Source organism: Arthrobacter sp. J156 (genome assembly GCF_056172865.1).
Genome location: NZ_CM149650.1, coordinates 330,613 through 357,542 on the forward strand (window position 1 = coordinate 330,613; position 26,930 = coordinate 357,542).

17 protein-coding genes are annotated in these 26,930 nt (G+C 72.9%); 12 read left to right on the forward strand and 5 right to left on the reverse strand.

Annotated features, from left to right (window positions below; genetic code table 11):
* Positions 1 to 3 precede the first annotated feature (3 nt).
* The 5 genes from AC0QR5_RS01575 to AC0QR5_RS01595 all read right to left on the reverse strand — a co-directional run bounded on the left by AC0QR5_RS01575 (position 4) and on the right by AC0QR5_RS01595 (position 6,119).
* A complete protein-coding gene (locus AC0QR5_RS01575; protein WP_329859821.1) occupies positions 4 to 678 on the reverse strand; it encodes a TetR/AcrR family transcriptional regulator in 675 nt (224 codons plus the stop codon).
* Positions 679 to 863: 185 nt separating this feature from the next.
* A complete protein-coding gene (locus AC0QR5_RS01580; RefSeq protein ID WP_329859906.1) occupies positions 864 to 2,225 on the reverse strand; it encodes a dicarboxylate/amino acid:cation symporter in 1,362 nt (453 codons plus the stop codon).
* Between the two features lie 249 nt (positions 2,226 to 2,474).
* Positions 2,475 to 4,166: a DUF885 domain-containing protein gene (locus tag AC0QR5_RS01585; protein WP_329859822.1), complete on the reverse strand. Its 1,692-nt coding sequence runs from the start codon at positions 4,164 to 4,166 to the stop codon at positions 2,475 to 2,477.
* Positions 4,167 to 4,242: 76 nt separating this feature from the next.
* Entirely contained in the window at positions 4,243 to 4,479 is a 237-nt protein-coding gene (locus tag AC0QR5_RS01590; protein WP_329859824.1) for an acyl-CoA carboxylase subunit epsilon, read from the reverse strand.
* A gap of 26 nt (positions 4,480 to 4,505) precedes the next feature.
* Positions 4,506 to 6,119, reverse strand: a complete 1,614-nt coding sequence (locus tag AC0QR5_RS01595; protein WP_329859825.1) for an acyl-CoA carboxylase subunit beta — start codon at positions 6,117 to 6,119, stop codon at positions 4,506 to 4,508.
* A gap of 197 nt (positions 6,120 to 6,316) precedes the next feature.
* On the opposite strand from AC0QR5_RS01595, the gene AC0QR5_RS01600 reads away from it, so the two are divergent.
* The 12 genes from AC0QR5_RS01600 to AC0QR5_RS01655 all read left to right on the forward strand — a co-directional run bounded on the left by AC0QR5_RS01600 (position 6,317) and on the right by AC0QR5_RS01655 (position 26,898).
* Positions 6,317 to 7,174: an SDR family oxidoreductase gene (locus AC0QR5_RS01600; RefSeq protein ID WP_329859826.1), complete on the forward strand. Its 858-nt coding sequence runs from the start codon at positions 6,317 to 6,319 to the stop codon at positions 7,172 to 7,174.
* Positions 7,175 to 7,206: 32 nt separating this feature from the next.
* Positions 7,207 to 8,061, forward strand: coding sequence for a biotin--[acetyl-CoA-carboxylase] ligase (locus tag AC0QR5_RS01605; protein WP_329859828.1), 855 nt, complete (start codon positions 7,207 to 7,209; stop codon positions 8,059 to 8,061).
* Positions 8,062 to 8,116: 55 nt separating this feature from the next.
* Positions 8,117 to 8,677: a PH domain-containing protein gene (locus AC0QR5_RS01610; protein ID WP_329859829.1), complete on the forward strand. Its 561-nt coding sequence runs from the start codon at positions 8,117 to 8,119 to the stop codon at positions 8,675 to 8,677.
* Complete coding sequence (locus AC0QR5_RS01615) at positions 8,670 to 10,034, forward strand: adenylate/guanylate cyclase domain-containing protein (RefSeq protein ID WP_329859831.1); 1,365 nt, start codon at positions 8,670 to 8,672, stop codon at positions 10,032 to 10,034. The genes AC0QR5_RS01610 and AC0QR5_RS01615 overlap by 8 nt, the downstream gene beginning before the upstream one ends.
* Before the next feature lie 147 nt (positions 10,035 to 10,181).
* Positions 10,182 to 16,304, forward strand: a complete 6,123-nt coding sequence (locus tag AC0QR5_RS01620) for an Ig-like domain-containing protein (protein WP_329859833.1) — start codon at positions 10,182 to 10,184, stop codon at positions 16,302 to 16,304.
* 32 nt (positions 16,305 to 16,336) lie between these two features.
* Complete coding sequence (locus AC0QR5_RS01625; RefSeq protein WP_329859835.1) at positions 16,337 to 17,314, forward strand: AAA family ATPase; 978 nt, start codon at positions 16,337 to 16,339, stop codon at positions 17,312 to 17,314.
* Positions 17,315 to 17,368: 54 nt separating this feature from the next.
* Positions 17,369 to 18,823 carry a DUF58 domain-containing protein gene (locus AC0QR5_RS01630; RefSeq protein ID WP_329859837.1) on the forward strand — a complete coding sequence of 485 codons (1,455 nt, stop codon included), beginning with the start codon at positions 17,369 to 17,371 and terminating at the stop codon, positions 18,821 to 18,823.
* Positions 18,820 to 21,195, forward strand: a complete 2,376-nt coding sequence (locus AC0QR5_RS01635; RefSeq protein WP_329859839.1) for a transglutaminase-like domain-containing protein — start codon at positions 18,820 to 18,822, stop codon at positions 21,193 to 21,195. Before AC0QR5_RS01630 ends, AC0QR5_RS01635 begins: the two co-directional genes overlap by 4 nt.
* 3 nt (positions 21,196 to 21,198) lie before the next feature.
* The gene (locus tag AC0QR5_RS01640; RefSeq protein WP_329859841.1) at positions 21,199 to 22,398 is read left to right on the forward strand and encodes an RDD family protein; all 1,200 of its coding nucleotides are present in this window, start codon (positions 21,199 to 21,201) and stop codon (positions 22,396 to 22,398) included.
* Entirely contained in the window at positions 22,395 to 23,231 is an 837-nt protein-coding gene (locus AC0QR5_RS01645; protein ID WP_329859843.1) for a PP2C family protein-serine/threonine phosphatase, read from the forward strand. Before AC0QR5_RS01640 ends, AC0QR5_RS01645 begins: the two co-directional genes overlap by 4 nt.
* A complete protein-coding gene (locus AC0QR5_RS01650; RefSeq protein ID WP_329859845.1) occupies positions 23,228 to 25,171 on the forward strand; it encodes an FHA domain-containing protein in 1,944 nt (647 codons plus the stop codon). Before AC0QR5_RS01645 ends, AC0QR5_RS01650 begins: the two co-directional genes overlap by 4 nt.
* Entirely contained in the window at positions 25,168 to 26,898 is a 1,731-nt protein-coding gene (locus AC0QR5_RS01655) for a serine/threonine-protein kinase (RefSeq protein WP_329859846.1), read from the forward strand. The genes AC0QR5_RS01650 and AC0QR5_RS01655 overlap by 4 nt, the downstream gene beginning before the upstream one ends.
* Positions 26,899 to 26,930 lie beyond the last annotated feature (32 nt).

Below are 26,930 nucleotides of genomic sequence, written 5' to 3' on the forward strand. Positions count from 1 at the left end.
GTCCTAGGACTCCTGTCCGTGTGCGGGGGCGGAGGGGCGCTGCCCCGTCAATTGCGTGAAGCCGTCGCCGACGAGTGCGAGGGCCTCGGCGAGGTAGCCCTGGAGCGAGCGGAGCGAGGCCTCGGACAGGTCCCGGCCGTGCGTGCGCTGCCAATGGGTGAAGGCCGCCTTGCCCGCCGCCATGATGGTGTGGGCGAAGACCGTGGAGCCCAGGGGGTCCGCGCTCGGGAAGCGCTCGCCGATCGCGGCGAGGAGCTGGTCGGCGCAGTCCTGCCAGGCCTCGAGCTGGAGCCGGTTCAGCTGCGTACCCTCGGCGGCGAGCGCGAAGAGCTCCGCGACGGGGGCGAGGTGTTCGAGGTCCGCGAGCCCGCGCATGGCCTCGACGCCCGCGGAGATGATGGAGAGTCCCTCGCCCTGGTCGTCGATCCGCTGCAGCGCCTGCTGGAGGAAGAGCTCTGTCGGCACGTTCAAGGCGGACTCGACGGAGTGGAAGTAGTTGAAGAAGGTGCGGCGGGAGACGCCGGCCGCCTCGGCGACGCGGTCGGCGGTCAGGCCCTCGAATCCCTCGGAGCGCAGGAGCTCGAGGGCGGCCGAGGCGATGGCGTCGCGCGTGGCGATCTTGTTCTGTTCGCGGCGCGAGGTCGCATCGACGCGTGCCGCGGAGGGGGAGGAGGTCACGAAGTTACACTACGTGCAAGTTTGCACGCCGTGCAATTCCCGGGAGCGTGGCGTGCGTCAACCCCGGCGCGGGCAGGCGCTCGCGCCGGGCCGCCGGGGACCGGGTACGACGATGGCGCCGCGCCTTCGGGGGAAGGCGCGGCGCCGCGGTGCCGGGATGGGACGACGTGGGACGGCGTCCCGGGTCAGCGGGTGGAGGCGGCTTCGGCTTCCGCGTTGGCCTCGGCTCCCGCTTCCCGCGCCGGGGCGGAGTCGTCGGAGAACGGGTCGCCGCCGCGGGGCGCGTTGTAGAGCTCCATGTCGAGGATGCCCTCGCGCTTCGCGACGATCGCCGGGACGAGGGCCTGGCCCGCGACGTTGACGGCGGTGCGACCCATGTCCAGGATCGGGTCCACGGCGAGCAGGAGGCCGACGCCGGCCAGCGGCAGGCCGAGCGTGGACAGGGTCAGCGTCAGCATGACGACGGCGCCCGTCGTCCCGGCGGTCGCCGCGGATCCCAGGACCGAGACGAGGGCGATGAGCAGATATTGGCCGAGGTCCAGCTCGATCCCGAAGAACTGGGCCACGAAGATGGCCGAGATGGCGGGGTAGATCGAGGCGCAGCCGTCCATCTTGGTCGTCGCGCCGAGCGGGACGGCGAAGGCCGCGTAGCCGGACGGCACGCCGAGGTTCCGCTCGGTCACGCGCTGCGTGAGCGGCAGCGTGCCGATCGAGGAGCGGGAGACGAAGGCGAGCTGGACGGCGGGCCAGACGCCCGTGAAGTACTGGCGCACGCCGAGCCCGTGGGCGCGGACGAGGACGGGGTAGACGACCAACAGGACCAGGGCCAGTCCCGCGTAGACGGCTGCGGTGAAGCGGCCGAGGGCGCCGATCGTGTCCCAGCCGTAGGTGGCGGTGGCGTTGCCGATGAGCCCGACCGTGCCGATCGGCGCGATCCGGATGATCCACCACAGCACCTTCTGGATCACGGCGAGGATCGAGGCGCTGAACGCGAGGAACGGCTCGGCGGCGCGCCCGACCTTGAGGGCCGCGATGCCGACGGCGACGGCGATGACGAGGACCTGCAGGACGTTGAAGCTCACCGAGGTCGTGACGGCGCCCGAGTCGGCGACGCTGGAGCTCGCGCCGAGGCCCAGGAAGTTGCCCGGCACGAGGCCCGTCAGGAAGGCCCACCAGTCGCCGGTCCGGCCCGTGTACTCGGCCGGCGCCTCCTGGCCCGTGTTGGCGCCCGGGCGGAGCACGATCCCGAGGGCGATGCCGATCACGACCGTGACGAAGGCCGTGATGGCGAACCAGAGCAGCGTCTTCCACGCCAGCCGGGCCGCGTTGGCGAGCTGCGAGAGGTTGGCGATCGAGGCGACGACGGCGAAGAAGACGAGCGGGATCACGGCCGAGCGCAGGAGGCTGACGTAGCTCGAGCCGATCACGGACAGCGTCTCGCCGAGCGCGGTCGGGGCGTCGGCGGTGTGCCCGCCCTGACGGGCCAGGAGTCCGAGGGCGACGCCGAGGACGAGGGCGGCGATGATCTGCGGGCCGAAGGAGGTCATCCAGCGGGGCAGGCGCCGGGGTGCGGTGGATTGAGTAGTCACCCGGGGACGGTAGGCGCGCACCCTACGCCCCGGCGATCCGAGATTGAGAAGTGTGACGCCGGGCCGGGTCCGGCGCGCCGGGCCGGACTGCCCGGATCCGCGGCTCCGCGCGGTTCGCGGCCCTCCGCGTGCCCAGAGGGTGTGGGCAAGCTCTCGCGGCGCCCCGCCGTCGTCCTCCGGGGGAACGACGGCGGGGCCGCGCCGGTATCAGCCGGCCGGAAGCAGGGCCCGGCGCAGGGTGTCCAGGCCGACCGATCCGAGGTTGAGCGCCTCGGTGTGGAACGCGCGCAGCTCGAACGCCTCGCCCTCGGCCTCGCGCCGGGCGTCGCGGATCTGCTCCCAGAGCCGCTGGCCGACCTTGTAGGACGGCGCCTGGCCGGGCCAGCCGAGGTACCGGGTGAACTCGAACTTCAACTGGCCCTCGGAGATGTCGAGGTGGCGGGCAAGGAAGTCGTAGCCCTTCTCGGCGGTCCAGGTCCCTTCGCCCCAGCGCGGCGGGATCTCGAGCTCGAGGTGCACGCCGATGTCGAACACGACGCGGGCCGCGCGCATCCGCTGCATGTCGAGCATGCCCAGGTGCTCTCCCGGGTCGGAGAGGTAGCCGAGCTCGAGCATGAGCCGCTCGGCGTAGAGGGCCCAGCCCTCCCCGTGGCCGGAGACCCAGCAGGCGTTGCGCCGCCAGTTGTTCAGGGTGTCCTTGCGGTACGTGGCCGTGGCGACCTGCAGGTGGTGGCCCGGGACGCCCTCGTGGTACACGGTCGTCGTCTCGGCCCACGTCGTGAACTCGTCCTCGCCGGCCGGGACGGACCACCACATGCGGCCCGGCCGCGAGAAGTCGTCGGAGGGGCCCGTGTAGTAGATGCCGCCCTCCTGGGTCGGGGCGATGAGGCACTCGAGGCGCTCCATGGCCTCGGGGATGTCGAAGTGGACGCCCTTGAGCTCGCGCACCGCGGTGTCGCTCTTGGACTGCATCCAGGCCTTGAGCGCATCGGTGCCCTTGAGCTGGCGGGCCGGATCGGCGTTGAGGACGGCCTTGGCCTCCTCGATCGAGGCGCCGGGCCTGATCTGTTCCGCGACCCGCTCCTGCTCGGCGATGATCCGGTCCAGCTCCTCGACGCCCCAGTGGTAGGTCTCCTCCAGGTCCACGGCCGCCCCGAGGAAGCGGCGGGACATGAGCGCGTAGTAGTCGCGCCCCACGGCGTCCTTCTCCCGGGCCGAGGGCAGGAGCTCCCGCTCGAGGAATCCGGCGAACGCGGAATAGGCTGCGGACGCGGCGGCGGCACCGTCGGCGAGGCGCGCTGCCGTCTCCGGCGCGACGGCTTCGCCGTCGATGTCGGCGTCGGCGGCGAGGGCGCTGAAGAAGCCGCCGTCCTTGGCGTAGTCGCGGGCCTGGCCCATGACGATCTCGACCTGGCGCCTGGCCGGGGCGTGGCCCTCGGCGAGGCTCTTGCGGTAGGACTCCGTCAGGCCCTCGAGGGCGGCCGGGACGTTGGCGAGGCGGCCCGCGATGTGTCCCCACTGCTCCTCGGTGTCGGTGGGCATGAGGTCGAAGACGGCGCGGATCTCCTGCGAGCCCGAGGCGATGTTGTTCAGCTCGGTGATGCCCGTGGCGTGGATCTCCACCTCGAGGCCGAGCCGCTCGCGCATCGCGTCCAGGGTGGTGCGGTCGATCGCGTCGACGGGCTCGAGCCCCTCGAGGGCGGCCAGCGCCTCGCGCGCGGCGGCGTCGAAGGCCGCGACGCCCTCGGGGGAGAGGTCCGAGTACTCCGTCTCCCGCCCCGGCACTCCGAGCGTCGTGGCGAAGTCGGGGGCGAGCTCCAGGAGGCGGGCGAAGTAGGCGTCGGCGACGGCGTCGATGGCGGTGGGCGTGCGGCCGCCCTCGGCTGTGATGTGGGTCATGGGAGAACCCTACCGCGATGTGAAGCCTGTGTTGAAGGCTTGTGCCGGCGGGATCCTCCGGGTCCGACCCGCGGCGCTAGAAGCGGCCGCTGCGCCACGCGCCCGGCATCGCCGGGAGCTGGCGGCCGCGCCGGACCTGGCCGCGGAGCCGCTCGCGGCGTCCCGGCGCCGGGGCGTCCCCGGGGGCGTCGTCGGCCCCGAGCCCCAGGACGACGGCGGTGAGCGCCGCGAGTTCCTCGGGCGTGGGCTCGCCCTTGACGACGCGCAGGAGCGGTTGCTCCGGCGCGTCGGTGGTGCCGTTTCCGTGCTGCACGGTCTCTCCTTTCGGGGTGGGGATGGTCAGAGCGGCATGTTGCCGTGCTTCTTGGCCGGAAGCGAGGCGTGCTTGTCGCGCAGGGCCCGCAGCCCGCGGACGACGTGCAGGCGCGTGTCCGACGGGGCGATGACGGCGTCGACGTAGCCTAGCTCGGCGGCCTGGTAGGGGTTGAGCAGCTCGGCCTCGTAGCCCTCGATGATCTCCGTGCGCCGCGCCTCGACGTCGCCGCCGGCGGCCTCGACGGCCGCGAGGTCGCGGCGGTAGAGGATGTTGACGGCGCCCTGGGCCCCCATGACGCCGATCTGCGCCGTCGGCCAGGCGAGGTTGATGTCGGCGCCGAGCTTCTTGGAGCCCATGACGATGTAGGCGCCGCCGTAGGCCTTGCGCGTGATGACGGTCAGCTTCGGGACCGTGGCCTCGGCGTAGGCGAAGAGCAGCTTGGCGCCGCGGCGGATGATGCCCTGGAACTCCTGGTCCTTGCCGGGCAGGAAGCCGGGGACGTCGACCAGCGTCAGGATCGGCAGGCCGAACGCGTCGCAATTGCGCACGAAGCGGGCGGCCTTTTCCGAGGCGGCGATGTCGAGGGTGCCGGCGAACTGCATGGGCTGGTTGGCGACGATCCCGATGCTGCGGCCCTCGACGCGGGCGTAGCCGATGATCACGTTGGGCGCGTAGAGGGACTGCATCTCGAGGAAGGCGCCGTCGTCGACGATGTGCCCGATCACGGTGCGCATGTCGTAGGGCTGGTTCGCGGAGTCGGGGATCAGCGCGTCGAGCTCGAGGTCGGCCGCCGTGAGCTCGGGCTCCTCCTCGAAGTCCTCGACCGGCGGCTCGGTGAGGTTGTTGGAGGGGAGGTGGTCCAGGAGCTCCTTGACGAACTCGATTGCGTCGGCCTCGTCGGAGGCGAGGTAGCTCGCCGTGCCCGTCGTCGAGTTGTGCTGGCGCGCCCCGCCGAGCGTCTCCATGTCCACTTCCTCGCCCGTGACGGTCTTGATGACGTCCGGGCCGGTGATGAACATGTGGCTCGTCTTGTCCACCATGACGACGTAGTCGGTCAGGGCGGGGGAGTAGGCGGCGCCGCCGGCGCACGGGCCCATGATGAGGGAGATCTGGGGGACGACGCCGGAGGCGTGGACGTTGTTGCGGAAGATGTCCGCGAACATGGCCAGCGAGGCGACGCCTTCCTGGATGCGCGCGCCGCCGCCGTCGTTGATGCCGACCACGGGGCAGCCGTTGCGCAGCGCGAACTCCTGGACCTTGACGATCTTCTCGCCGTTGACCTGGCTCAGCGATCCGCCGTAGACGGAGAAGTCCTGGGAGTAGACGGCGACCTGGCGCCCGTCGACCGTTCCGTAGCCGGAGACGACGCCGTCGCCGAGCGGCTTCTTCTTTTCCATGCCGAAGGCCGAGGTGCGGTGCACGGCGAGGGCGTCGAACTCCACGAACGAGCCCTCGTCGAGCAGCATGGCGATCCGCTCCCGGGCCGTGTTCTTGCCGCGGGCGTGGTGCTTGTCGACGGCCTCCTGGCCCGACGGCAGCAGGGACAGTGCCTCGCGCCGGCGGAACTCGGCGATCTTTCCCGCCGTGGTGCTCAGGTCGATCGCCGCGGCCTTGACCTCGGTGCCGGTTTCGCTCATGCCGGTGGCTCCCGTCTGGTGGATGTCGTAGGAATGGCACAACGCGCATGCCGTCCTCGCCAGTCTAGTGAGCCGTTTTGAGGCGCCCGCTGTAGGAACCCTACAAAATAGCCCCCGCCCCGTGGGCCCGCTGCCGCGCGGAAACCGTTATTACCCACGGGTAACATTTGCTGCGGTTCTCGCGTAGCCTAGTCCGCATGAGCGAACACCCCCACGCATCCGACGCCCCCTCCGGCCCGCTCTCGGGCCGCACCGTGCTGATGAGCGGCGGCAGCCGCGGCATCGGCCTGGCCATCGCCGTGGCCGCCGCGCGCCAGGGGGCCGACGTCGCCCTCATGGCCAAGACCGACGCGCCGCATCCCACCCTCGAGGGAACGGTCCACACCGCGGCGGCCGCGATCGAGGCGGCCGGCGGAGGCGCGCTCGCCCTCGTCGGCGACGTCCGCAGCGACGACGACGTCCAGCGTGCCGTCGACGCCACGCTCGAGCGCTTCGGCCGGATCGACGTCGTCGTGAACAACGCGTCCGCGATCGACCTCTCCTCGACGCCGGACGTGTCGATGAAGCGCTACGACCTGATGCAGGACATCAACGTCCGCGGCACGTTCCTGTTGTCCAAGCTCGCGATCCCCGCCCTGCGGGCCTCGGACAACGCCCACATCCTCACCCTCTCCCCGCCGCTGAACCTGGACCCGAAGTGGGCCGGGGCCCACCTCGCGTACACGATGGCCAAGTACGGGATGAGCCTGACCACCCTGGGCCTCGCGGAGGAGCTGCGCGCCGACGGGATCGCCGTGAACTCCCTGTGGCCCGCGACGCTCGTGGACACGGCAGCCATCCGGGCGATGCCGGGCGGCGAGCGGCTCATCCAGGCCGCCCGCACGCCTCAGATCGTCGCCGACGCCGCCGTGGCCGTCCTGGCCCGTCCCGCCTCCGGCTGCACCGGGAACTTCTTCACCGACGAGCAGGTGCTCGCGGAAGAGGGGATCACCGACCTCGAGGCCTACCGCTCCGGACCGGCCGGGGCGCCGCTCGTTCCCGACATCTTCCTCTGAGGCCCGCGCCCCGAGCGCCTAGTCTGGAGTCCATGAACGCGACCCCCCAGCGCCCGCCCCTCGACGCCGACGCCCTCCGCGGTGCCCTGCTGGCGCCCGACGGACCGTACGCCCGCATCGAGACCGTGGCCGAGACCGGATCGACCAATGCCGACCTCGCCGCCGCTGCCGGCTCGGAGCCGGGTGCGTGGCCGGACCTGTCGGTGCTCGCGAGCGACTTCCAGTCCACGGGGCGCGGCCGGCTCGAGCGCGGGTGGTCCGCGCCGCCGCGCAGCTCGCTCGCGGTCTCGGTCCTCTTCCGGCCTTCCCTCGGCGGGGCCCCGCTGCCCGCGGAGTCCTACGGCTGGCTCTCCATGCTCTGCGCGCTCGGGCTCGCCGAGGCGATCGGCGACTGCACGGGCCTCGACGCCCGCGTCAAGTGGCCCAACGACGTCCTCGTCGGCGGGCGGAAGGTCGCCGGCATCCTCGCGCAGCTCGTCCCCGCCGGACCGCTCCCGGCCGTCGTCGTCGGCGCCGGGGTCAACGTCCTGCTCACCGCCGACGAGCTGCCCGTGCCCACCGCCACGAGCCTGGCGCTCGAGGGCGCCACGGCCGGCACCACCGCGGTGCTCACCGCGTACCTGCGCACCACCGCCCGGCTCTACCGGGGATTCCTCTCCGACGGCGCGGACCCGGCGGCCGGTCTACGCGACGCCGTGGCAGCGCGGATGGCGACCCTCGGGGCGGCCGTGCGCGCCGAGCTGCCGGGCGGCGTCGTCCTCGAGGGCACGGCGGATTCCCTCGAGGACGACGGCGGACTCGGACTGGCGCTCGCGGGCGGCGGCCGCGAGGTGGTCCGGGCCGGGGACGTCGTCCACTTGCGCCGTGCCGACGGACGCTATGCCTGAGCCCGGGGCCGCCGGGCCCGCCTAGACTTGGAGCGAGAGCGGGAGGAGCCGGGACGTGCGGATCAGGTTGGCCGAGGGCGAGCGGGTGATCGCCAAGACGCGGGCGCATCCCGCGGTCCTGGCGCGCCCCGTCGTCGTCCTGCTCCTGCTGGTCCCGGCGACCACGGCGGCCCTCGGATGGCTGAGCCGCGACGGGCTTCCCGAACCGGTCTCGCAGCTGCGCGAGGTGCTGCCCGCCGCGACCGCGGTCCTCGGTGCCCTGCTGGTGCTGTGGTGGTGTGCGTGGCCGGCCTGGCGTTGGATCCGCACGTGGACGTACCTGACGAACCGGCGCGTCGTGCTCCGGCGCGGCCTCTCGTCGCGGCGGCAGTGGGAGGTCCCGCTCGTGCTCGTCCAGGCCGTCTACGTCCGCCAGTCCCTGATGAGGCGCGGCAGCGGCGCGGGAAACCTCTCGCTCGCGACGGCCCAGGGCAGCGCCGTGCTGCGCGACATGCCGGACGTGCACCGGCTGCGCGATCTCGTCTACGACGCCATCGAGGCCCTGCCCCGGACCGTCATGTTCGATGGTGTAGAACTGGAGACTGAACAACACATGGATTGGACGGGGAATGGCTGACTCACGGCACGGGGACGGGCACGAGCCGTTTCCCGCGACCGCTCCTCTTCCCGTGGTGGGAACCGAGGCCTCCGCGCTCCCGATCATCCCCGAGCCCGCTCCGGGCAGGGGCCGCCACGCCGCAGGGCAGGCCGACGATCCGGCCGCCGGGCAGCAAGCGGCCGACGGGTCCTGGGCCGCACCCGACGCCCCGGCGCAAGCCGCCGACGCCGCGGGCGGACGAACCGGAGACCACGTCGCGGAGACGCCCGGACGGCTCAGCGAGGAGGCGGGGCCGTTCACCCGGGCGCTGCCGCTCGCCCAGGGTCTGGCCCGCGAGGCCGTCAAGGAGTCCGCGAAGGACCTCGAACGCCGCCTGCTCGGCGCCGAACGCACCCTGAGGCGGCGTGACGTCGCCGCCGGGGCCGGCGTGTCGCTGCTCAGCGCGCGCAAGCTGTGGAGGGCGCTGGGCTTCCCCAACCTGGGGGACGACGACGTCGCGTTCACCGAGGGCGACCGCGAGGCGCTCCTGACGATCGTCGGCAACGTCCGCAGCGGGCTGCTCACGGAGGAGGCCGCGATCTCGATCACGCGTGCGATCGGCCAGATGACCGACCGCATGGTCGTGTGGCAGATCGAGGCCCTCGTCGAGGACATGGTGCAGAACGAGGGGCTGAGCGACCCGGAGGCCCGCCGCCGGCTCGTGAGCCTGTTGCCGGACCTCATCGGGCCCATGGAGGAGATCCTCGTCTACTCCTGGCGGCGCCAGCTCAACGCCGCCGTCCACCGGCTCGGCGTCCGGGCCGAGTCCGGGCTCGCGTCCTCGAGCGCCGGACGGGACGGCTCGGAGGACGACGCCCCCCTGCCCCTCGCCCGCGCCGTGGGCTTCGCCGACCTCGTCTCCTATACGAGCCTCTCGCGCCGGATGAACGAGCGCACCCTCGCGCAGCTCGTGCAGCGCTTCGAGAACAAGTGCGCGGAGATCATCTCCGTCGGCGGCGGCCGGCTCGTGAAGACCATCGGCGACGAGGTCCTCTTCGTCGCCGAGACCCCGCAGGCCGGGGCCCGGATCTCGCTGACCCTCTCGCAGGAGTTCGCCCGCGACGAGGTGCTGCCCAACACGCGCGTGTCGATGGTCTGGGGCCGCATTCTGTCCCGGCTCGGTGACGTCTACGGCCCCACCGTCAACCTGGCGGCGCGCCTCACGGCCCTGGCCGAGCCGGGGACCGTCCTGACGGACTCGCTGACGGCCGCGACGCTCGCCGACGACGAGCGGTTCGTCCTGCAGCCGCAGGAGACCACCCAGGTGCGCGGCTTCGGCGACATCAACCCCGTCGTGCTCGCCCCGGGCCGGGGATCCGCCCTCGATCTCGACTGAGCCGGGCCGGCTCCCGGCCGGCGCCCCGGAGCGCATGGGGAGTCCTCCCCATCGTGGCCGGTTCCTCCATCGGTTAGAATCGAACGCGTTTGACGCCGCAGCGGGTTCCGCACCGCGGTCGACGAAGACGACGTGGGGGTAATGAGCATGTCCCGATGGGGAGCGGCACCGGGCAAGTCCACCGGTTTCAAGGCCGCCGCGGTCACCGCGGCCACGGCCTTGGCGGTGACCGGGGCGATCATCTATCCCGGCTTCGAGACGGCGGACGTCGACCTGAACGACGGCGGCGTGTGGGTCGTGAACAAGACCCTGAACAAGGTCGGCCACCTCAACTACCAGTCCCAGGTGCTGGACGGCGGCGTGCTGACCCCGCTGCCGAACTACGATCTGGCGCAAGAGGCGGACCGCGTCTTCGTCCGCAACCTCGAGCAGGCCTCCCTCACGACGATCGACCCGGCCATGGTGCAGTTCACCGACGACAACGCCATGCCCGCCAACTCCACCTTCTCCTTCGGCCGGGACGTCGTCGCCGTCACCGACTCAGAGCGCGGCATCGTCTACGCGAGCCGCACCGAGGGGCTCAGCGGCTTCGCGGCGGAGGACGGGGAACCGCTCCTCGACGCCGAAGGCCGCGTGCTCGCCGAGGTCGGAACGGACGGCACCGTCTGGGTCGCCGACCTCGGGGCCGACATGTTCCGCGGCTACACCGTGGCCGAGGACGGCACCGCGAGCCCCGCGGGCGAGAAGGAGGTCGAGGGCCTGTCCACGCTCGCCGAGCCGCAGCTGACCGTCGTCGGGGACACCGCCGTCGTCTTCGACGCCGCCTCGGGCGACCTGCTGACGTCCGAGGGCCGCCGCGGCAGCGTCGTGGACCCCGCGGGCGGCCGTCTCCAGGCCCCCGGGCCGGAGTCCGACGGCGTGGCCGTCGCCCTCGGCAACAAGCTCGCCGTCGCACCGCTCGGCGGGGGAGAGGCAGCCTATCTGCCGCTTGAATCCAACGGCACGCCGATCCAGCCGGTGCGGGTCGCCGGCTGCACGTATGCCGCGTGGCAGGGCAGCGCCCAGTACGTGCGGGACTGCGACGACGACGCGCACGACGACGCCGCGCAGATCCCGGGCCTCGACGGCTCGGCGGAGCTCCAGTTCCGCGTCAACCGCGACGTCGTGGTGCTCAACGACGTCTCGAGCGGGCAGGTCTGGCTCGTCAACGAGGGCATGCAGGTCGTGAACAACTGGTCCGACCTCGAGCCGCCCAAGGGCAAGGGCGAGTCGACGAAGGAGGACTCGAAGGAGATCACCGACGCGATCGAGCTGCCCAATCGGACCGAGGAGAACAAGAAGCCCATCACCAAGCCGGACAACTTCGGCGTCCGGGCCGGCCGCACGACGGCGCTCCCGGTCCTCTTCAACGACGTCGACCCCGACGGCGACCTGCTCGTGGCCAAGCTCGAGGGGAAGCAGCCGTCCATCGGCACCCTCCAGGGCATCTACAACGGCACGGGCTTCCAGCTCGTCGTCCCCGAGGACGCGAGCGGTTCGACGTCGTTCACCTACATGGCCTCCGACGGCCGCGGCGGGGACACGCCCGGGCAGGTGACGGTGCGCGTCGTCCCCGAGGACCAGAACAGCGCTCCCGTCCAGGAGCGCGTGACGACCCTGCGCGTGCAGCAGGGCGGGTCCGTGACGCAGAACGTGCTCACCGACTGGTCTGACCCCGACGGCGACGACCTCCAGCTCCTCGGCGGGGCGAGCCCCGACAACGACACGATCCGGGTCCGCCCCGACGGCTCGCTGACCTATCAGGACAGCGGCAAGACGGTCGGCCAGAAGGACGTCACGATCCAGGTCTCCGACGGGCGCGAGGGCACCCAGGGGCGCATCGTCGTCGAGGTCCTCGCCAAGTCCTCCATCCCGCCCGTGCCGTCGACGGACCACGTCGTCGCCAACGTCGGCGAGGAGATCACCTTCTCGCCGCTCGACAACGACTCCGACCCCTCCGGTTCCGGACTGCGCCTGGCCAGCATCGACTCCGTCGACGGCGTCGACCTGGCCGCCAACACGGAGACCGGGACGGTCACCCTGCGCGGGACGCGGACCGGGACGTTCTACGCCAAGTACGTGGCCACCAACGGCCCCTCCAGCGCCCCCGGGCTCGTGCGGATCGACATCCGCGACCCCGAGAGCAACACCGGCAACCCCGTGGCCGTGCGCGACGTCGCGCTGCTGCCGGCTGGCGGCGACGTCCTCGTCAACGTCCTCGGCAACGACACCGATCCGGCGGGCGGCGTCCTGGTCCTGACCGGTACGGACGTGCCCGAGGGGGCGCCGTACGGCGTCTCCGTGGAGCGGAACAGCTTCGTGCGGATCAGCGACGTGCGCGGCCTCACGGACACCTCGACCGTCCACTACTCGGTCTCCAATGGCACCGGCGTCTCGACGGGCGAGATCACGGTCATCCCCGTCCCGGCCCCGCCCCGGCTGGACCCGCCGCGCCCCAACCCGGACACCGTCGTCGTCCGCGCCGGCGACGTGGCCACCGTCAACGTGCTGGACAACGACATCCACCCCAACGGCGCGGAGCTCACGCTGCGCCCGCAGCTGAAGGAGGCCGACGACATCGGCGAGGGCTCGCTCGTCTCCGTCGCCGACGAGACCGTGCGCTTCCGCGCCGGGGAGTTCGACGGCAAGCCACGCCAGGTCTCGGTCGTCTACACCGTCGCGGGCCCCGACGGCCAGGAGGCCAACGCCCGCGTCACGTTCCAGGTCCAGCCGCAGGACCTGGAGAAGAACGCCCCGCCCAACCCCGTCCAGGTGGAGGGCCGGGTCTTCGCCGGCGGCACGACCGTCATTGACGTCCCGCTCGGCGGGATCGACCCGGACGGCGACTCCGTCTCCCTCGTCCAGCTCGGCACGGCACCGCGGCTCGGCAACGCCGTGGTCCGCGGCGGTGCGATCGAGTACACCGCCGGACAGGAGTCCAGCGGCACAGATGCGTTCAGCTACGTCGTCGAGGACCGGCACGGCGCCCGGGCCACCGGCACCGCGATGGTCGGCATCGCCCCGCTGTCCACGACCAACAACCCGCCCGTCGCCGCCAACGACTCGATCACGGTCCGTCCGGACCGCCCCGTCGCCGTCGACGTCCTGGCCAACGACTCCGATCCCGACGGCGACCGCGTGACGCTCGTCGACGACCTCTCGACCTCCGACGGCGTCGACGCCGAGGTCTCCGAGGGGCGCATCGTCGTGACCTCACCGCCGGAGAAGGGCTCCCTCTCCGTCCGCTACAAGATCACCGACGGCCGCGGGGGAACGGCCTCGGCGACCCTGACGGTCCAGTCCGATCCCGAGGCCGAGCTGCTCGCCCCGATCGCCCGCGACGACCGCGCGTCCCTCCAGGAGACCGTCGGCAAGGAGGAGGTCACGCTCGCGATCCTCGAGAACGACGAGGACCCCGACGGCCGGATCTCCGACCTCGAGATCACCCTCCCGGACAACCCGGCGACGACGCGGATCGTCGACCGCAAGCTCGCCGTGCAGGTCCAGGCGAACGCCCAGGTCGTCGCCTACACCATCACCGACGTCGACGGCGGCTCGTCTACCGCGTTCGTCCACGTGCCGGGATCAGGCGAGGCCCGGCCCGTGCTCAAGAGCGACACGCCGCTCGAGGTCATGGCCGGAGAGGTCCTGCCGCTGAAGCTGCCCGAGCTCGTCCAGGTCCGCGACGGGCGCAGCGCGCGCGTCACCGCCGAGGACAAGGTCCGTGCCGTCCCCGAGAACCAGGGACCGCTCGTCCTCTCCGCCACGGAGCTCGCCTTCAAGTCGGCCGACGACTACGCCGGGCCGGCCTCCGTCACGGTCGAGGTCACCGACGGCACGGGCCCCGACGATTCCGACGGGCTCACGGCCGTGCTCTCCATCCCCGTCAAGGTGCTTCCGCGCCCCGAGGAGAACCGGCCGCCGACGCTGCAGTCCAACTCGATGCAGATCGCCCAGGGCGAGGACGCCGAGCGGCTCGACCTCCTCGCCTCGGCCAGCGACCCCGACGAAGGAGACCTCGAGAAGCTCGTCTTCAAGCTCCTCGACTCCGAGCTGCCCGGCATCGACGTCGCCCTCGTCGACGGGCGCTACCTGACGGCCTCGGCCCCGGCGCAGACCCCCAAGGGAACCACGGGGACCGTCACCGTCAGCGTCGAGGACGAGGACAACCCGCCGGTCACCGCCACGGTCGCGATCACGGTCCTGGCCTCCAACCGCGAACTCCCGGTCGCCGTCGACGACGTCGTGGCCGACGCCCACCAGGGCCGGACCGAGATCGTGGACGTGCTGCGCAACGACCACAACCCCTACGCCGGCGAGGGCGATCTGACGATCGTCGACGCCTACAATGGCGGAGGTGGCACGGGAGGCGACGGCGGCGTCGAGATCCGTGGGCGGCAGCTCGCGATCACGCCGGGAGAGGCGTTCGTGGGCACCATGACGGTGCAGTACACGATCGGCGACATCACCGAGGACCCGGACCGCTACGTCACGGGCAACGTCACGCTCAACGTCAAGGGGCGGCCCGAGGCGCCGGGGCTGCCGCGCGTCGAATCGACGGGAGACCGGCAGGCCGTGCTGAGCTGGGACGCCCCGGCGAACAACGGGTCCCCGATCGAGTACTACACGGTGCGCGGCTCCGGATTCGAGCAGCGCTGCGAGTCGACGAGCTGCACGCTGGCCGGCCTGGAGAACGACAAGACGTACAACTTCACGGTCACGGCGACCAACGCCGTCAACGAGTCCGATCCCTCGGCGGCCTCCGCCGATGCGCGGCCGGACGTCGAGCCGGAGCAGCCGGCCGCTCCGACCACGACGTACGGGGACCAGCAGGTCGCCGTGCAGTGGACGACCCCGGTCAGCCGCGGCTCCGCCGTGAGCGGATACACCCTGGAGATCTCCCCGTCACCCGCCAACGGCGTCGCCCAGGTCACGGGGATCACCGGGACCTCCTACACCTGGGAGGGGCTCACCAACGGCGTCTCCTACCAGTTCCGCGTCCAGGCCGTGAACAAGGCCGACAAGCCGTCGCTGTGGAGCAGCTATTCGGCCACGGTGATCCCCGCGGGCAGGCCGTTCCAGCCCACCGCGCCGACGGCGGTGCGGCAGGAGTCGGCCGTCGACGGCGGTGTGGTGAACGTGAACTGGAGCGCGCCGGATGACAACGGGGCGCCGTTGCAGGGCTACACGCTCGCGGTCTACGAGGGCTCGAGCCTCGTGCGGACCATCGACGGCATCGGCGCTAGCACGCGCTCCCAGACCGTGACGGGGCTGAAGACCACGGGCTCCTACAGCTTCACCGTCACGGCCCGCAACAAGGTCGGCGCCTCGCCCGAGGGGCCGCGCTCGACGGCTGTGACGCCGTACGGGCGCCCGCTCGCCTCGAGTCGGCCGACCGCCGTGGCCACGGGCCGGAACAACGAGGTCCGGCTGAACTTCACGGCCCCGGGATCCAACGGTTCTCCCATCACGGGCTACCAGTACTCGACCGACGGCGGTGCCTGGCAGTCCATTTCGGGCCCCGGTGCCGTGGTCTCGACCAACGCCAACGGCGCGGCGCACACCTGGCGGGTCCGCGCGGTCAATGCCGCCGGCGGCGGCGATCCGAGTCCGGGCTCGAACAGCACGAGCTCGTACGGCGCCCCGCGCGATGGTGGCGGACGCAGCGGTAGCAACGGCGCCCGCGGGGAAAGATCCGTGACGTTCAACTGGAACAAGAACGCGAGTGCCTATGACAACGGCCGCGCCACGGAGCTTTCGGTCTCCGTGAACCGAGGCACGCTCAACGCCTCGACGGGGCGGGTCACCGGCTTGGACTATGACCAGCAGGTCACGCTCACCGTGCGCGCCACGACCCGGCTCAACAGCGGCGACGCGGCGAGCCAGACCCAGACGTGGACGGTGAGCGCCCGGGCGGGCGCCGCCCCGCCGCCGCCCAATCCGCCGCAGCGGGAAGTCATTCTTCGCAAGGGACCCGAGTACAACGGCTACGCGGGCTGCAATCGCTACTGTCACAAGTTCGATGTCGAAGTGAAGAACTTCTCGTCGGGCCGGTATCAGGTCCAGTGCCATAACAGCAATGGCCGCTTCGACGGAGGTGGCAACTACATCCAGGTCGGATCGTCGGGCGATGCCCGGGCCGTCATGGAGTGCGTCAACGGGCGCGGCCACGCATTGCCCGTCTTTGCCGTCGTGGACGGCGTTCAATCGAACAGAGTCAGCAATTGGTGACCGGTACGCCGGCCCGGGAGGAGTACCCCACGATGACCATGACCCAGGAGCAGGCCGAATGGTTTGCCGGGACCTTTGAGAAGCTCGTCGGCAACGTCGGCAAGGCGGTGCTGGGCAAGGAGGACGTCGTCCGCCTGGTCCTGACCGCGATGCTCGCCGAGGGCCACGTCCTGCTCGAGGACGCCCCCGGCACGGGCAAGACGATGCTCGCCCGCTCGCTCTCTGCGACCGTCCAGGGCACGCACTCGCGCATCCAGTTCACGCCGGACCTGCTGCCCTCCGACGTCACCGGCATCACGATCTACGACCAGAAGACCCAGAAGTTCGAGTTCCACCGCGGACCGATCTTCGCCAACCTGGTCCTCGCGGACGAGATCAACCGGGCCTCGCCCAAGACGCAGTCGGCACTCCTCGAGGTCATGGAGGAGGGGCGGGTCACCGTGGACGGGACCACGTACCCGCAAGGCCGTCCGTTCATGGTGATCGCGACCCAGAACCCCATCGAGCAGGCCGGCACGTACCGCCTCCCCGAGGCGCAGCTCGACCGCTTCCTCATCAAGACCTCGATCGGCTATCCCGACCGCGCCTCGACCGTGCGGCTCCTCTCCGGCGCGACGACCAAGGACCGCTCCGCCGGGCTGCAGGCGATCATCACGACCCAGGCCGTCGCCGACATGGCGGACCTCGCGACCACGACGCACGTCGACGACGCCGTCCTCGACTACGTCGCGCAGTTGTGCGAGGCGACGCGCGAGGCCGCTGAGACGCGCCTCGGCGTCTCGGTCCGCGGGGCGCTCGCCATGGTCCGCGCCGCCAAGGTCTGGGCCGCGTCCGCGGGACGGAACTACGTGCTGCCCGACGACGTCAAGGAGCTCGCGCCCTTCGTCTGGACGCACCGCTTCGTCATGGATCCGGAGGCCGAGTTCGCCGGCGCCACGGCCGAGGGCGTCCTCACCCGTGTCCTGGCGGACACGCCCGCACCGCAACAGCGCGCCGAAGCCAACGCCTAGCCCCCGCGTGCCGCCCGCCCCGGGCGGCCCACGGATCCGAAGGAACCGCAGAGCATGAGCACATCCACGCAGGCCACGGGCCGGCGCGCCGCCCGGCAGCAGGACGCGGCGGCCGCGGCCGACCCCGCGGCAGCGCCCGGCCGCTCCCGCCGCGGGGCGGGACGCGGCGCCCCCTCCGGGCGCGGCGCCCGACGCCTTCCCTGGGGCCGCCCGGCGCGTCGGGCCGACGGCCCCGCCCGCCGCCCCCGGGGCAGGCTCCACCCGACGTCGCTGACGCGCGAGGCCGTGCGGCTCGCCCAGGTCACGCTCGGTCCGGCCCTGCCGCCGGCGCGCCGCTGGCTCGACCGCCACGTGGTCCCCGTCGCCTCCGTCGTCTCGCCGCTCGGCTGGCTCCTGGCCGGCCTCGTCGCCGGGCTCTCCGTGCTCGGCTCGGTGTTCGGCTGGCAGGAGGCCCGCATCGCGGCCCTCATGGGGGCGCTCCTCCTGCTGATCGCCATCGGCTTCATCCTGGGCCGCTCCGTCTACGAGGTCACCCTGGACCTGAACCGCACGCGCGTCGCCGTCGGCGACCGTGCGGTCGGCGCCATGGACGTCCGCAACGCCTCCCCGAAGCCGCTCCTGCCCTCCTCGATGGAGCTGCCCGTGGGCTCCTCCACCGCGTCCTTCCACATCCCGCGGCTCGCGGCCGGCGCCGTCCACGAGGACCTCTTCACGATCCCCACGCACCGCCGGGCCGTCATCCAGGTCGGCCCCGTCCGCTCCGTGCGTCAGGATCCCTTCTCCCTCCTGCGCCGCTACGTGAAGTGGACCGACGCCCAGGACCTGTTCGTCCACCCGCGCACCACGTCGCTGGACGGGTCGAGCTCGGGGTTCATCCGCGACCTCGAGGGCCTGCCGACGCGCGAGCTGTCCTCCTCCGACGTCTCCTTCCACGCCTTGCGGGACTACGTCGTCGGGGACGACCGCCGGCACATCCACTGGAAGTCCACCGCCCGGACCGGCGAGCTCATGGTCCGCCAGTTCGAGGAGACCCGGCGCTCCCACCTCGCGATCGCGCTCTCGACGAACACGCACGAGTACCCCCAGGAGAACGACTTCGAGCTCGCCGTCTCGGTCGCGGCGTCGATCGGGCTCCAGGCCGTGCGCGAGCAGCGCAACCTCAGCGTCATGACGCAGGCGGGACCGGCCCGCACGGAAACGGGCCGGAACCTGCTCGACGACATGACGCGGATCGAGGGCCGGCCCCGCCGGGCGACCGTCGTCGACCTGGTCCGCGGCACCGCGGACGCCGTGCCGAACGCCTCCGTGTTCTTCATGGTCACGGGCTCGCTCACGACCCCGTCCCAGTTGCGGGCCGCGGGCGTCCACGTCCCGGTCGGCGTGCGCGCCTTCGCGCTGCGCTGCGGGCACGGGCTCGAGGCCGGACGCGCGACGATCGGCGAGCTCACCGTTCTGACCATCGGCGACCTGTCCGACCTCGGCCTCGTCCTGCGCAAGGCGGCCTCGTGAGCGCCCCCACGCGGCCCCTGCGCCGCCAGCTGGTCGACGCCGCGTGCCTCTTCGCCGCGCTCGCCCTCGGGATCCTCGGCCTGCACGAGGCCTTCGGAGGCAACCCCTACTACCTCGCCGCGGGCCTCGGCGGCGCCCTCGCGGGCCTCGGGATCGCGCTCGCCAACGTGCGCCTGCGGCTGGGGATCCTGACGACGGCGGGGCTCGCCCTCGCCGCGTACCTCCTGCTCGGCACCCCGCTGGCCGCTCCCCGCGAGGCCATCGCCGGCTTCGTGCCGTCCCTCGACGCGCTCCGCACCCTGCTGGCCGGGATCGTGCTGTCGTGGAAGGACGTCCTCACCGTCTCGCCGCCCGTCGGCATCCAGGGCGGCATGCTCGTGGTCCCCTTCCTCACCGCGCTCGTGACGGGGCTCGCGGCCGGACTGACGGCCTGGCGCCTGCGCTCGGCGTTCTGGGTCGTGATCCCCGTCTCCGTGGCGTTCGTCGTCGGGATCGCGTTCGGCACCCACGCGGTGCCGCTGCCGCTGGTCCGCGGCATCCTCATGACGGTGCTCATGGTCAGCTGGCTCGCCTGGCGCCGCCACGTGGACCGCTCGGCGGGCCCCGCCCTGCGCTCGCTCAACCACGGCGAGGAGGACGTCCACGGGGCGCGCGACGGCATGCTGCGGCGGATCGCGTTCGGCGCCGTCGTGCTCGTCGTGGCCGCCGGAACGACCGCGGTCGCGGCGCCCCTGCTCGACGACCGGGACGACCGCCGCGTGCTGCGCGACATCGTGGTCCCGCCCGTGGACCTCTACGACTACCCGAGCCCGCTCATGAAGTTCCGCAGCTACGTCAAGGACAACGCGGAGCAGACCCTGCTCACGGTGACGGGGCTGCCCGACGGCGAGAGGATCCGGCTCGCCGCCCTGGACTCCTACGACGGCATGGTGCTCAACGTCGATCCCCGTTCGGGCGGCAACTTCAGCCCCGTCGGCGACGCGACGAGCGTCGCCTCGACGGCCGCCGTCGACGACGGCCGGGCGACGGGCACGCTGGGCATCGAGATCGGCGCCTACTCCGGTGTCTGGGTTCCGGGAGGAGGCCGCCTCGACGGCCTCGAGCTCGAGGGGGAACGCACGGACCAGCTGGCCCGTTCCCTCTACTACAACGCCGAGGCGGAGACGGCCCTCTCGACCATTCCACTGCAGGACGGCGACCGCTACACGGCCCACGTCGCGTTCCCGGCCCGGCCGGGGGACGACGAGCTCGCGGAGCGGGGCTTCGCCCCGTTGCGGATGCCCCGGCTGGCCAACGTGCCGCCCGCCGCGGGCGGCAAGGGCGCCGAGTTCGCGGCGTCCGGGACGAATCCGCTCGAGCGGGCCCGCGCCATCGAGGCCGTGCTGGCCAACAGCGGCTACTTCTCCAACGGCAAGGAGAACGAGGTGCCGAGCCTCTCCGGCCACGGCGCCGCCCGCATCGCCGCCCTCCTCGACGCGGAGGACATGATCGGCGACGACGAGCAGTACGCCGTCGCCATGGCGCTCATGGCCCGCGAGCAGGGCATGCCCGCCCGCGTGGTCATGGGCTTCTACCCCGAGCGCTACAACCCCGGCGGCGAGGTGGCGCTCACGGGGGCCGATGCCCACGCCTGGGTGGAGATCGCGTTCGAGGGATCGGGCTGGGTCGCCTTCGATCCGACGCCGGACAAGGACAAGGAGCCCACGCCGCCGCAGCAGGAGCCCCAGTCGGTCCCGCAGCCGCAAGTGCTGCAGCCGCCGCCCCCGCCCCAGGATCCGGCGCGGCTGCCACCGGAGACCGCCCCCGATCCGCAGGACGCCGAGGAGGAGGAGCGCGGTTTCTGGGACGTCTGGGGTCCGCTCATCACCCTGATCGGCGTCGCGCTCGTCCCGCTGGTCGCCCTGCTGATCCCGCTGCTGTTCATCGCCTGGCTCAAGCTGCGCCGGCGACGCGGCCGCTTCTCCCAGGCCGCGCCGGGCGTGCGCGTCGGGGGAGGCTGGAGCGAGGTCCTGAGCCTCGCGACGGACCTCGGCGCGCGGCCCGACGCCCGCGGCACGCGCCGGGAGAACGCGCGGGCGCTCGGAGCGGACTTCCCGCAGACCTCGGGCACCGTCCTGCTCCTGGCGGGGCGGGCCGACGGGGCCGTCTTCGGCACCACGGAGCCCTCCGAGGCGCAGGTCGCCGACTACTGGAACCTGGTCGACGAACAACTCGACGGGATGCGTTCATCGGTAGGCTTCTGGAAGAGGCAGCGGGCCAGGTTCTCGCCGCGGTCGCTCTTCCAGGACGCCGCGGCCGGTATCGTGGCACGTCGGAAGGCCCGCGGCGGCAACGCCGCAGGCCCCGCAGACGCACCAAGCGTGAAGGAGTAGCCAGTGGCTGCAGCATTGAACCTGGTCAACGCATCGGCCGGCAAGCGCCTCGCCGCGTGGCTGCTCGACGCCGTCCCGCCGTTCGTGGCGCTCATGGTGTTCGGCGGAGTGAACGCCTCCCGGATCGCCGACGCGGCCGTCTCGCCGGAGGTCCTCTCCCAGCTGGCCGCCTCCTACCTGGTCCTGGGCGCCTTCCTCCTCGCCTACGGGATCGCCCTGTGGGGGTGGGAGGCACAGACGGGCAAGACCCTTGGCAACCTGGCGCTCGGCCTCCGCACCTCCGACGAGGACGGCTTCGCCCCCGGATGGCTCAAGGTCTTCCTGCGCCGCCTCATCGTCGGCCTGTCCTCGATCGTGCCCGTTGCCGGCCCCGTCGTCGTCCTGGTCTCCAACCTCTGGGACGCCAACCACCAGCGCCAGGGCTGGCACGACAAGGTGGCCAAGACCCTCGTCGTGGACGTGAACCAGGGCCGCAACCCCATCACCACCGGCGGGCTCTTCGGCCCCTCGACCTTCGCCCCCGGCGGTGCCACCCTGCCGGGGCAGCTGGGGCACCCGGACTTCACCTCGCCCTCGGGGGAACGCTGGCCTGCGCTCGCGCCGGACGTCGAGGCGTCCGGTCCGATCACCGCGGTCCCCACGCCCGGCACCGCGCCCGCGCCGGGGTCCGGCCATCTCGCCACCGCTGCTCCGGGGAACGCCACCCCGTCCCGCGGGGCAGCGGCAGCCCAGACGCCCGCACCGGCGTCGTACGGCACCGTCCCCGCCGCCCCGGCACCCGCGTCCGCTGCCCCGGGATCCGCCCCGACCGCCACGGGAAGCGCCCACCCGGACGACGAGTTCGCCCGCACGCAACTGCGCGCGCCGGCGCCCGCCGGAGCCCGGCTCGTCTTCGACGACGGTCAGGTGCTCGCCGTCAAGGCCGCGGCCCTCATCGGCCGCAACCCCGCTCCGCAGGAAGGGGAGTCCGTGGACGAGCTGTTCAACTTCGCCGACATGGGCCGCTCCGTCTCCAAGACGCACCTCCACGTCACCGCCGATTCCTCCGGGGTCTGGGTCACGGACCGGAACTCCACCAACGGATCCGCCGTGACGGGAACCGACGGCGTGCGGCGCCAGCTTCCGGCCGGGCAGGCCCAGCGGGCCGCGTTCGGCGACACGGTGCACTTCGGCGACCGCTCGTTCAAGGTCGAGCGCGCGTGAACCCGTCGACGTCCTCCCCAGGTGCGGAGCCGTTCCGCCTCGACTACGGCTACGCCACCGACCGCGGCCTGCGGCGCGAACTGAACGAGGATGCCTTCCTCGCCGACCGCTTCCTCTTCGCCGTCGCCGACGGCATGGGCGGGCACGAGGCCGGGGAGGTCGCGAGCAGCATCTGCGTGCGGACCCTCGCCGAGGGCCAGGACCGGACGGACGGGCCGCTGACCGCGGAGGGGCTCCAGGCCCTCATGCAGCAGGCCGACCGCGCGATCCGCGAGGCCGCGGGCTCCCGCGCCGGGACCACGCTCAGCGGCGCCGCGGTGGTCTACGAGGGCGGCGCCCCCTACTGGCTCGTGTTCAACGTCGGGGATTCCCGGACGTATCTCATGACCCGAGGTCGGCTGGCCCAGGTCAGCGTCGACCATTCCGAGGTCCAGGAGCTCGTGGACGGCGGGCACATCAGTGCCGAGGAGGCGCTCGTGCATCCCCGCCGCCACGTCATCACGCGGGCCCTCGGGACGGGCGACGACAGCGAGGCGGATTTCTGGATGCTGCCGGTGCGCGAGGGCGACCGGCTCCTGATCTGCTCCGACGGGCTGACCGGGGAGGTCGGCGACGAGGACATCGCGGAGGTCGTCGGGCGCCAGGCCGCGCCGCAGGACGCCGTCGGCGAGCTCGTCCAGGCGGCCTTGCGTGCGGGCGGGCGGGACAACATCACCGTGATCGTCGTCGACGTGGTCCACGAGCACGACGACGACGCGCTGTCCGACACGGCCCCGCGGCCCGTGCACGAGGACAGCCAGACCAAGCCGCGCAGGGAAGGCGAGGGCGCATGAGCCTGTCGATCCGCTACGAACCGGGCGAGTGGATCGCCCTCGTCCGCTCCCGCCTGGCCGTCCTGCTGCCGCCCGCGACGTCCGCCGAGGAGGTGGAGCGGCTCTGGGCCGCCCTGGACGGCGGGAGCAGCGTGGAGTCGATGCTCTCCACCGTGCTCTCGGGCAACGGGCTGAGCCTGACCGGGATGCCGCCCTTCGGGCTCCTGGACTTCAGCGAGGACGTACACGTGATCCTCCGCGGCCCGCTGTCCCTGACGGCGTCGGGGCCGGAACTGAGCACCCACGTGAACGGGCTCGGCGTCACGACGTGGATGGAACGGCGGATCAAGGGCCAGGAGCGCCTCGGGCTGGCGGTGGACGACGGCGGACGGGTCGTCTCCACCGAGGCCTCCGGCCTGCGGCTCGTCGAGGGCGTCGTGCGGTTCGGGCGCCTGAGCGCCGAGCTGCCCGTGGCGTGCGAGGAGGCCGTGATCGAGCCCCTCGCCCGGGAGCCCGGGGCCGGTGTCGCCGCGGCGTCCGACGCCGGGGCCGCGGACGAGGGCGAGGCGGACGGCGGGGAGGCGGCGGTTGCGCGGCCGGTCGCCGAGCCGGTCGACGCCGGAGAGCCGAAATTCGACGCCGACGAGGCGTCCGGACTGGAGGGGCCGGGCGCGGATGCCCAGGACCCGGAGGCCCCGGCGGCTGAAGAGCCGGAGGAGCCCGCCCCGGACGTCCGGGATCCGGAGGCCATGGGTGCCCTGGCCCTGGAGGTGCCGGCTGAACCCGCGCCGGACGCCCGGGACCCGGAAGCAACGGAGGAGCCGGCTGAACCCGCGCCTGACGCCCGGGAGCAGGAGGCTCCCGAGGTCTTGGCGCCGGGGAAGCCGGCGGCCGCGGCGGCCGCGGAATCAGGGGAACCCGAGGAGACGGAGCCCGACGCGGCCGGCACCGGCACCGGCGAGGCGGGGACGTCCGAGGACACCACGGCGTTCCCCGGCCACGACGACGACCTGGCCGCCCTCGGCGACACGATCATCACGGCCGAGGACGCCGAAGAGGAACACACGATCTACTCGCCCTCGGCCGCTGTCGCCGCCTTGGCGTCCGCGCACGCGGTCCCGGAACCGACTGGAGGCGCGGGCGAGCCGCCCGCCGCGGAACCCGCGGCGACGCCCGAGCCGCTGCCCACCGTCGACGACCTCATCGACTCCGTCCCGTGGCTCGCTGCGGCGCGGGACGCGGGCCGCCTCATCGAGCACGGTGCCACCGGCGCGGCAGGAGGCGCTCCGGACGACCCGGCCGCCACCGGTGAGCCGGCGCCGCCGGCACCCTCCGGGGCCGGCCAGGCCAGCTCCGGCGTCCCGGCCGCCACCGACGGCCTCGGCGACCACGACGGCCAGACCCTCATGCGCAGCGATCTGCCCCCCGCGCCCGCTGCGCAGGTCGGCGGCGTGCCCGGCCTCCCGGCCGCCGCCCCGGCCGCTCCACCGGCCACGGGGACCGGGCCGCAGGTGCTGGCCCGGCTGTGCCCGGCGGGCCACGCGAACCCGCCCACGGCCACGGCCTGCACGCGCTGCGGGGAGGACCTGCCGGGCGAGGCGGTCCCCGCGCCGCGGCCGTCCCTGGGCCGGATGGTCCTCTCCACGGGTGAATCCGTGCAGCTGGACCGCTCCGCCGTCGTCGGCCGCCAGCCATCCATCACCCGGTCGGCGAGCGGTACGATGCCGCGCGTCGTCCAGGTCAAGAGCCCGGGCGGCGACATCTCGCGATCCCATCTGGAGGTCCGCCTCGAGGGCTGGCACGTGATGCTCGTGGACCTCGAGGCGACCAACGGAACCGTCCTCGTGCGCCCCGGCCAGGCGCCCCAGCGCCTCGGCAAGGGGGAGTCCGTGATGCTGCTCGACGGCGACGTGGCCGACCTCGGCGACGGCGTCTCCCTGCGCTTCGAGGGACTGTTGTGAGCGGCAAGCGGCCCCCGGCCCCGCCGCCGGTGATCGGCGGCTACGAGTACCTGGACCTGCTCGGTTCGGGCGGCTTCTCCGACGTGTACCTGTACCAGCAGGACCGCCCCCGCCGGAAGGTCGCCGTCAAGGTCCTGCTCTCCGACCTGAAGACGGAAAGCGCCCGCCGCCGCTTCGAGTCCGAGGCCAACCTCATGGCCCAGCTCTCCTCCCACCCGTACATCGTCACGATCTTCGAGGCCGACATCACGGACGAGGGGCACTCGTACCTGGCCATGGAGTACTGCTCGCGGCCGAGCCTCGACGTGCGCTACCGGCGCGCCCGGCTCGGGGTCGACGAGGTCCTCACGGTCGGGATCCAGGTGGCCTCCGCCGTGGAGACGGCCCACCGCGCGGGGATCGTGCACCGGGACATCAAGCCGGCCAACATCCTCGTCACGGACTACAACCGGCCCGCGCTGACGGACTTCGGCATTTCCGGAACCACGGACGCGCTCGACGACGAGGCCGGGCTCTCGATCCCGTGGTCGCCGCCGGAGGCCTTCGCGGGCGGCTCGCCCGACGGCGTGCGGATGGACGTCTGGTCCCTCGGGGCCACGCTCTACACCCTGCTCGCGGGGCGCTCGCCGTTCGTGCGTTCCGGGGCGGACAACTCCCAGCGGGAGCTGATCGGCCGCATCACGAGCGCGCCCCTGCCGCCGTTGCACCGCGCCGACGTGCCGCAGGCGCTCGAGCAGGCCCTCGCCACGGCGATGGCCAAGAACCCGGCGGCCCGCTACGGCTCGGCGCAGGAGCTCGCGCTCGCGCTCCAGCGCGTGCAGTCCGAGCTCGGCCTGTCCGTCACCCCCTTCGAGGTGCTCGAGGAGGCGCCCGCCGCCGAGGACGGGGAGCCGGCGGACGACGGCGGGGAGGCCACGCGCGTCCGCCAGGTCGTCTCCATCGATCCCGACGCGGCCACGGGGACCTCGACCGGGCGCCCGGGACCGGGCGGCTGGCCCACGACGCCCGCTGGGCCCACCGCGCCGACGGCGCCCGCGGCGGATCCCGCCGACGGCTGGGATGCCACGGTCCTGCGCCCCGCTCCGGCCGCCGAGCCCGACGACGGGGCCACGATCATGCGCCCGCGGCTGCCCGACGGCGGCACGCGCGGCTCCCGCACGACCCCCGCCGCGGGCGGCCCGGCGGCGGGCGGAGCGGCCGGCGGCCAGGCCGCATCCCCGGCGTCCGACGCCGAACGCCCGGGCTGGGTGCCGTCCGTCCCCCCGGGGGCGCCCGCGCCCGACAACGCGAAGCAGCGCTTCCCGACGGGCCTCGTGGCCGGCCTGGGCGCGGCGGCCGCCGTCGTCCTGGCCGGGGTCTTCGTCGCCAACGCGGTCCTCGGCGGCACGGACCGCGACGACGGAGACGCCGACGGCGGAGGCCCGGTCCAGGACGGGCCCGCGGACGCGCTCGCCGGCCGCGGGGGGATCGTCCCGCCCGTGGAGGGCTTCTCCGCCGAGGACTCGGGCGCCGACGTCGTCTTCTCCTGGACCAACCCGGACCCGCAGGACGGCGACGCCTACTACTGGGCGCCCGTCACGGCGACCGAGCAGGGGGCGAACACGCTCGCGCAGGAGCCGACGGCGACGACGCCGGCGGCCGAGGGGCAGCCCACGTGCATCCAGGTGGTACTCGTCCGCGAGAGCGGCCGGGCCTCCGACCCGGCGCGCTACTGCGCGCCGGACTGACGCGCGCGGGGGATCGGCAACAGTCGTGCAAC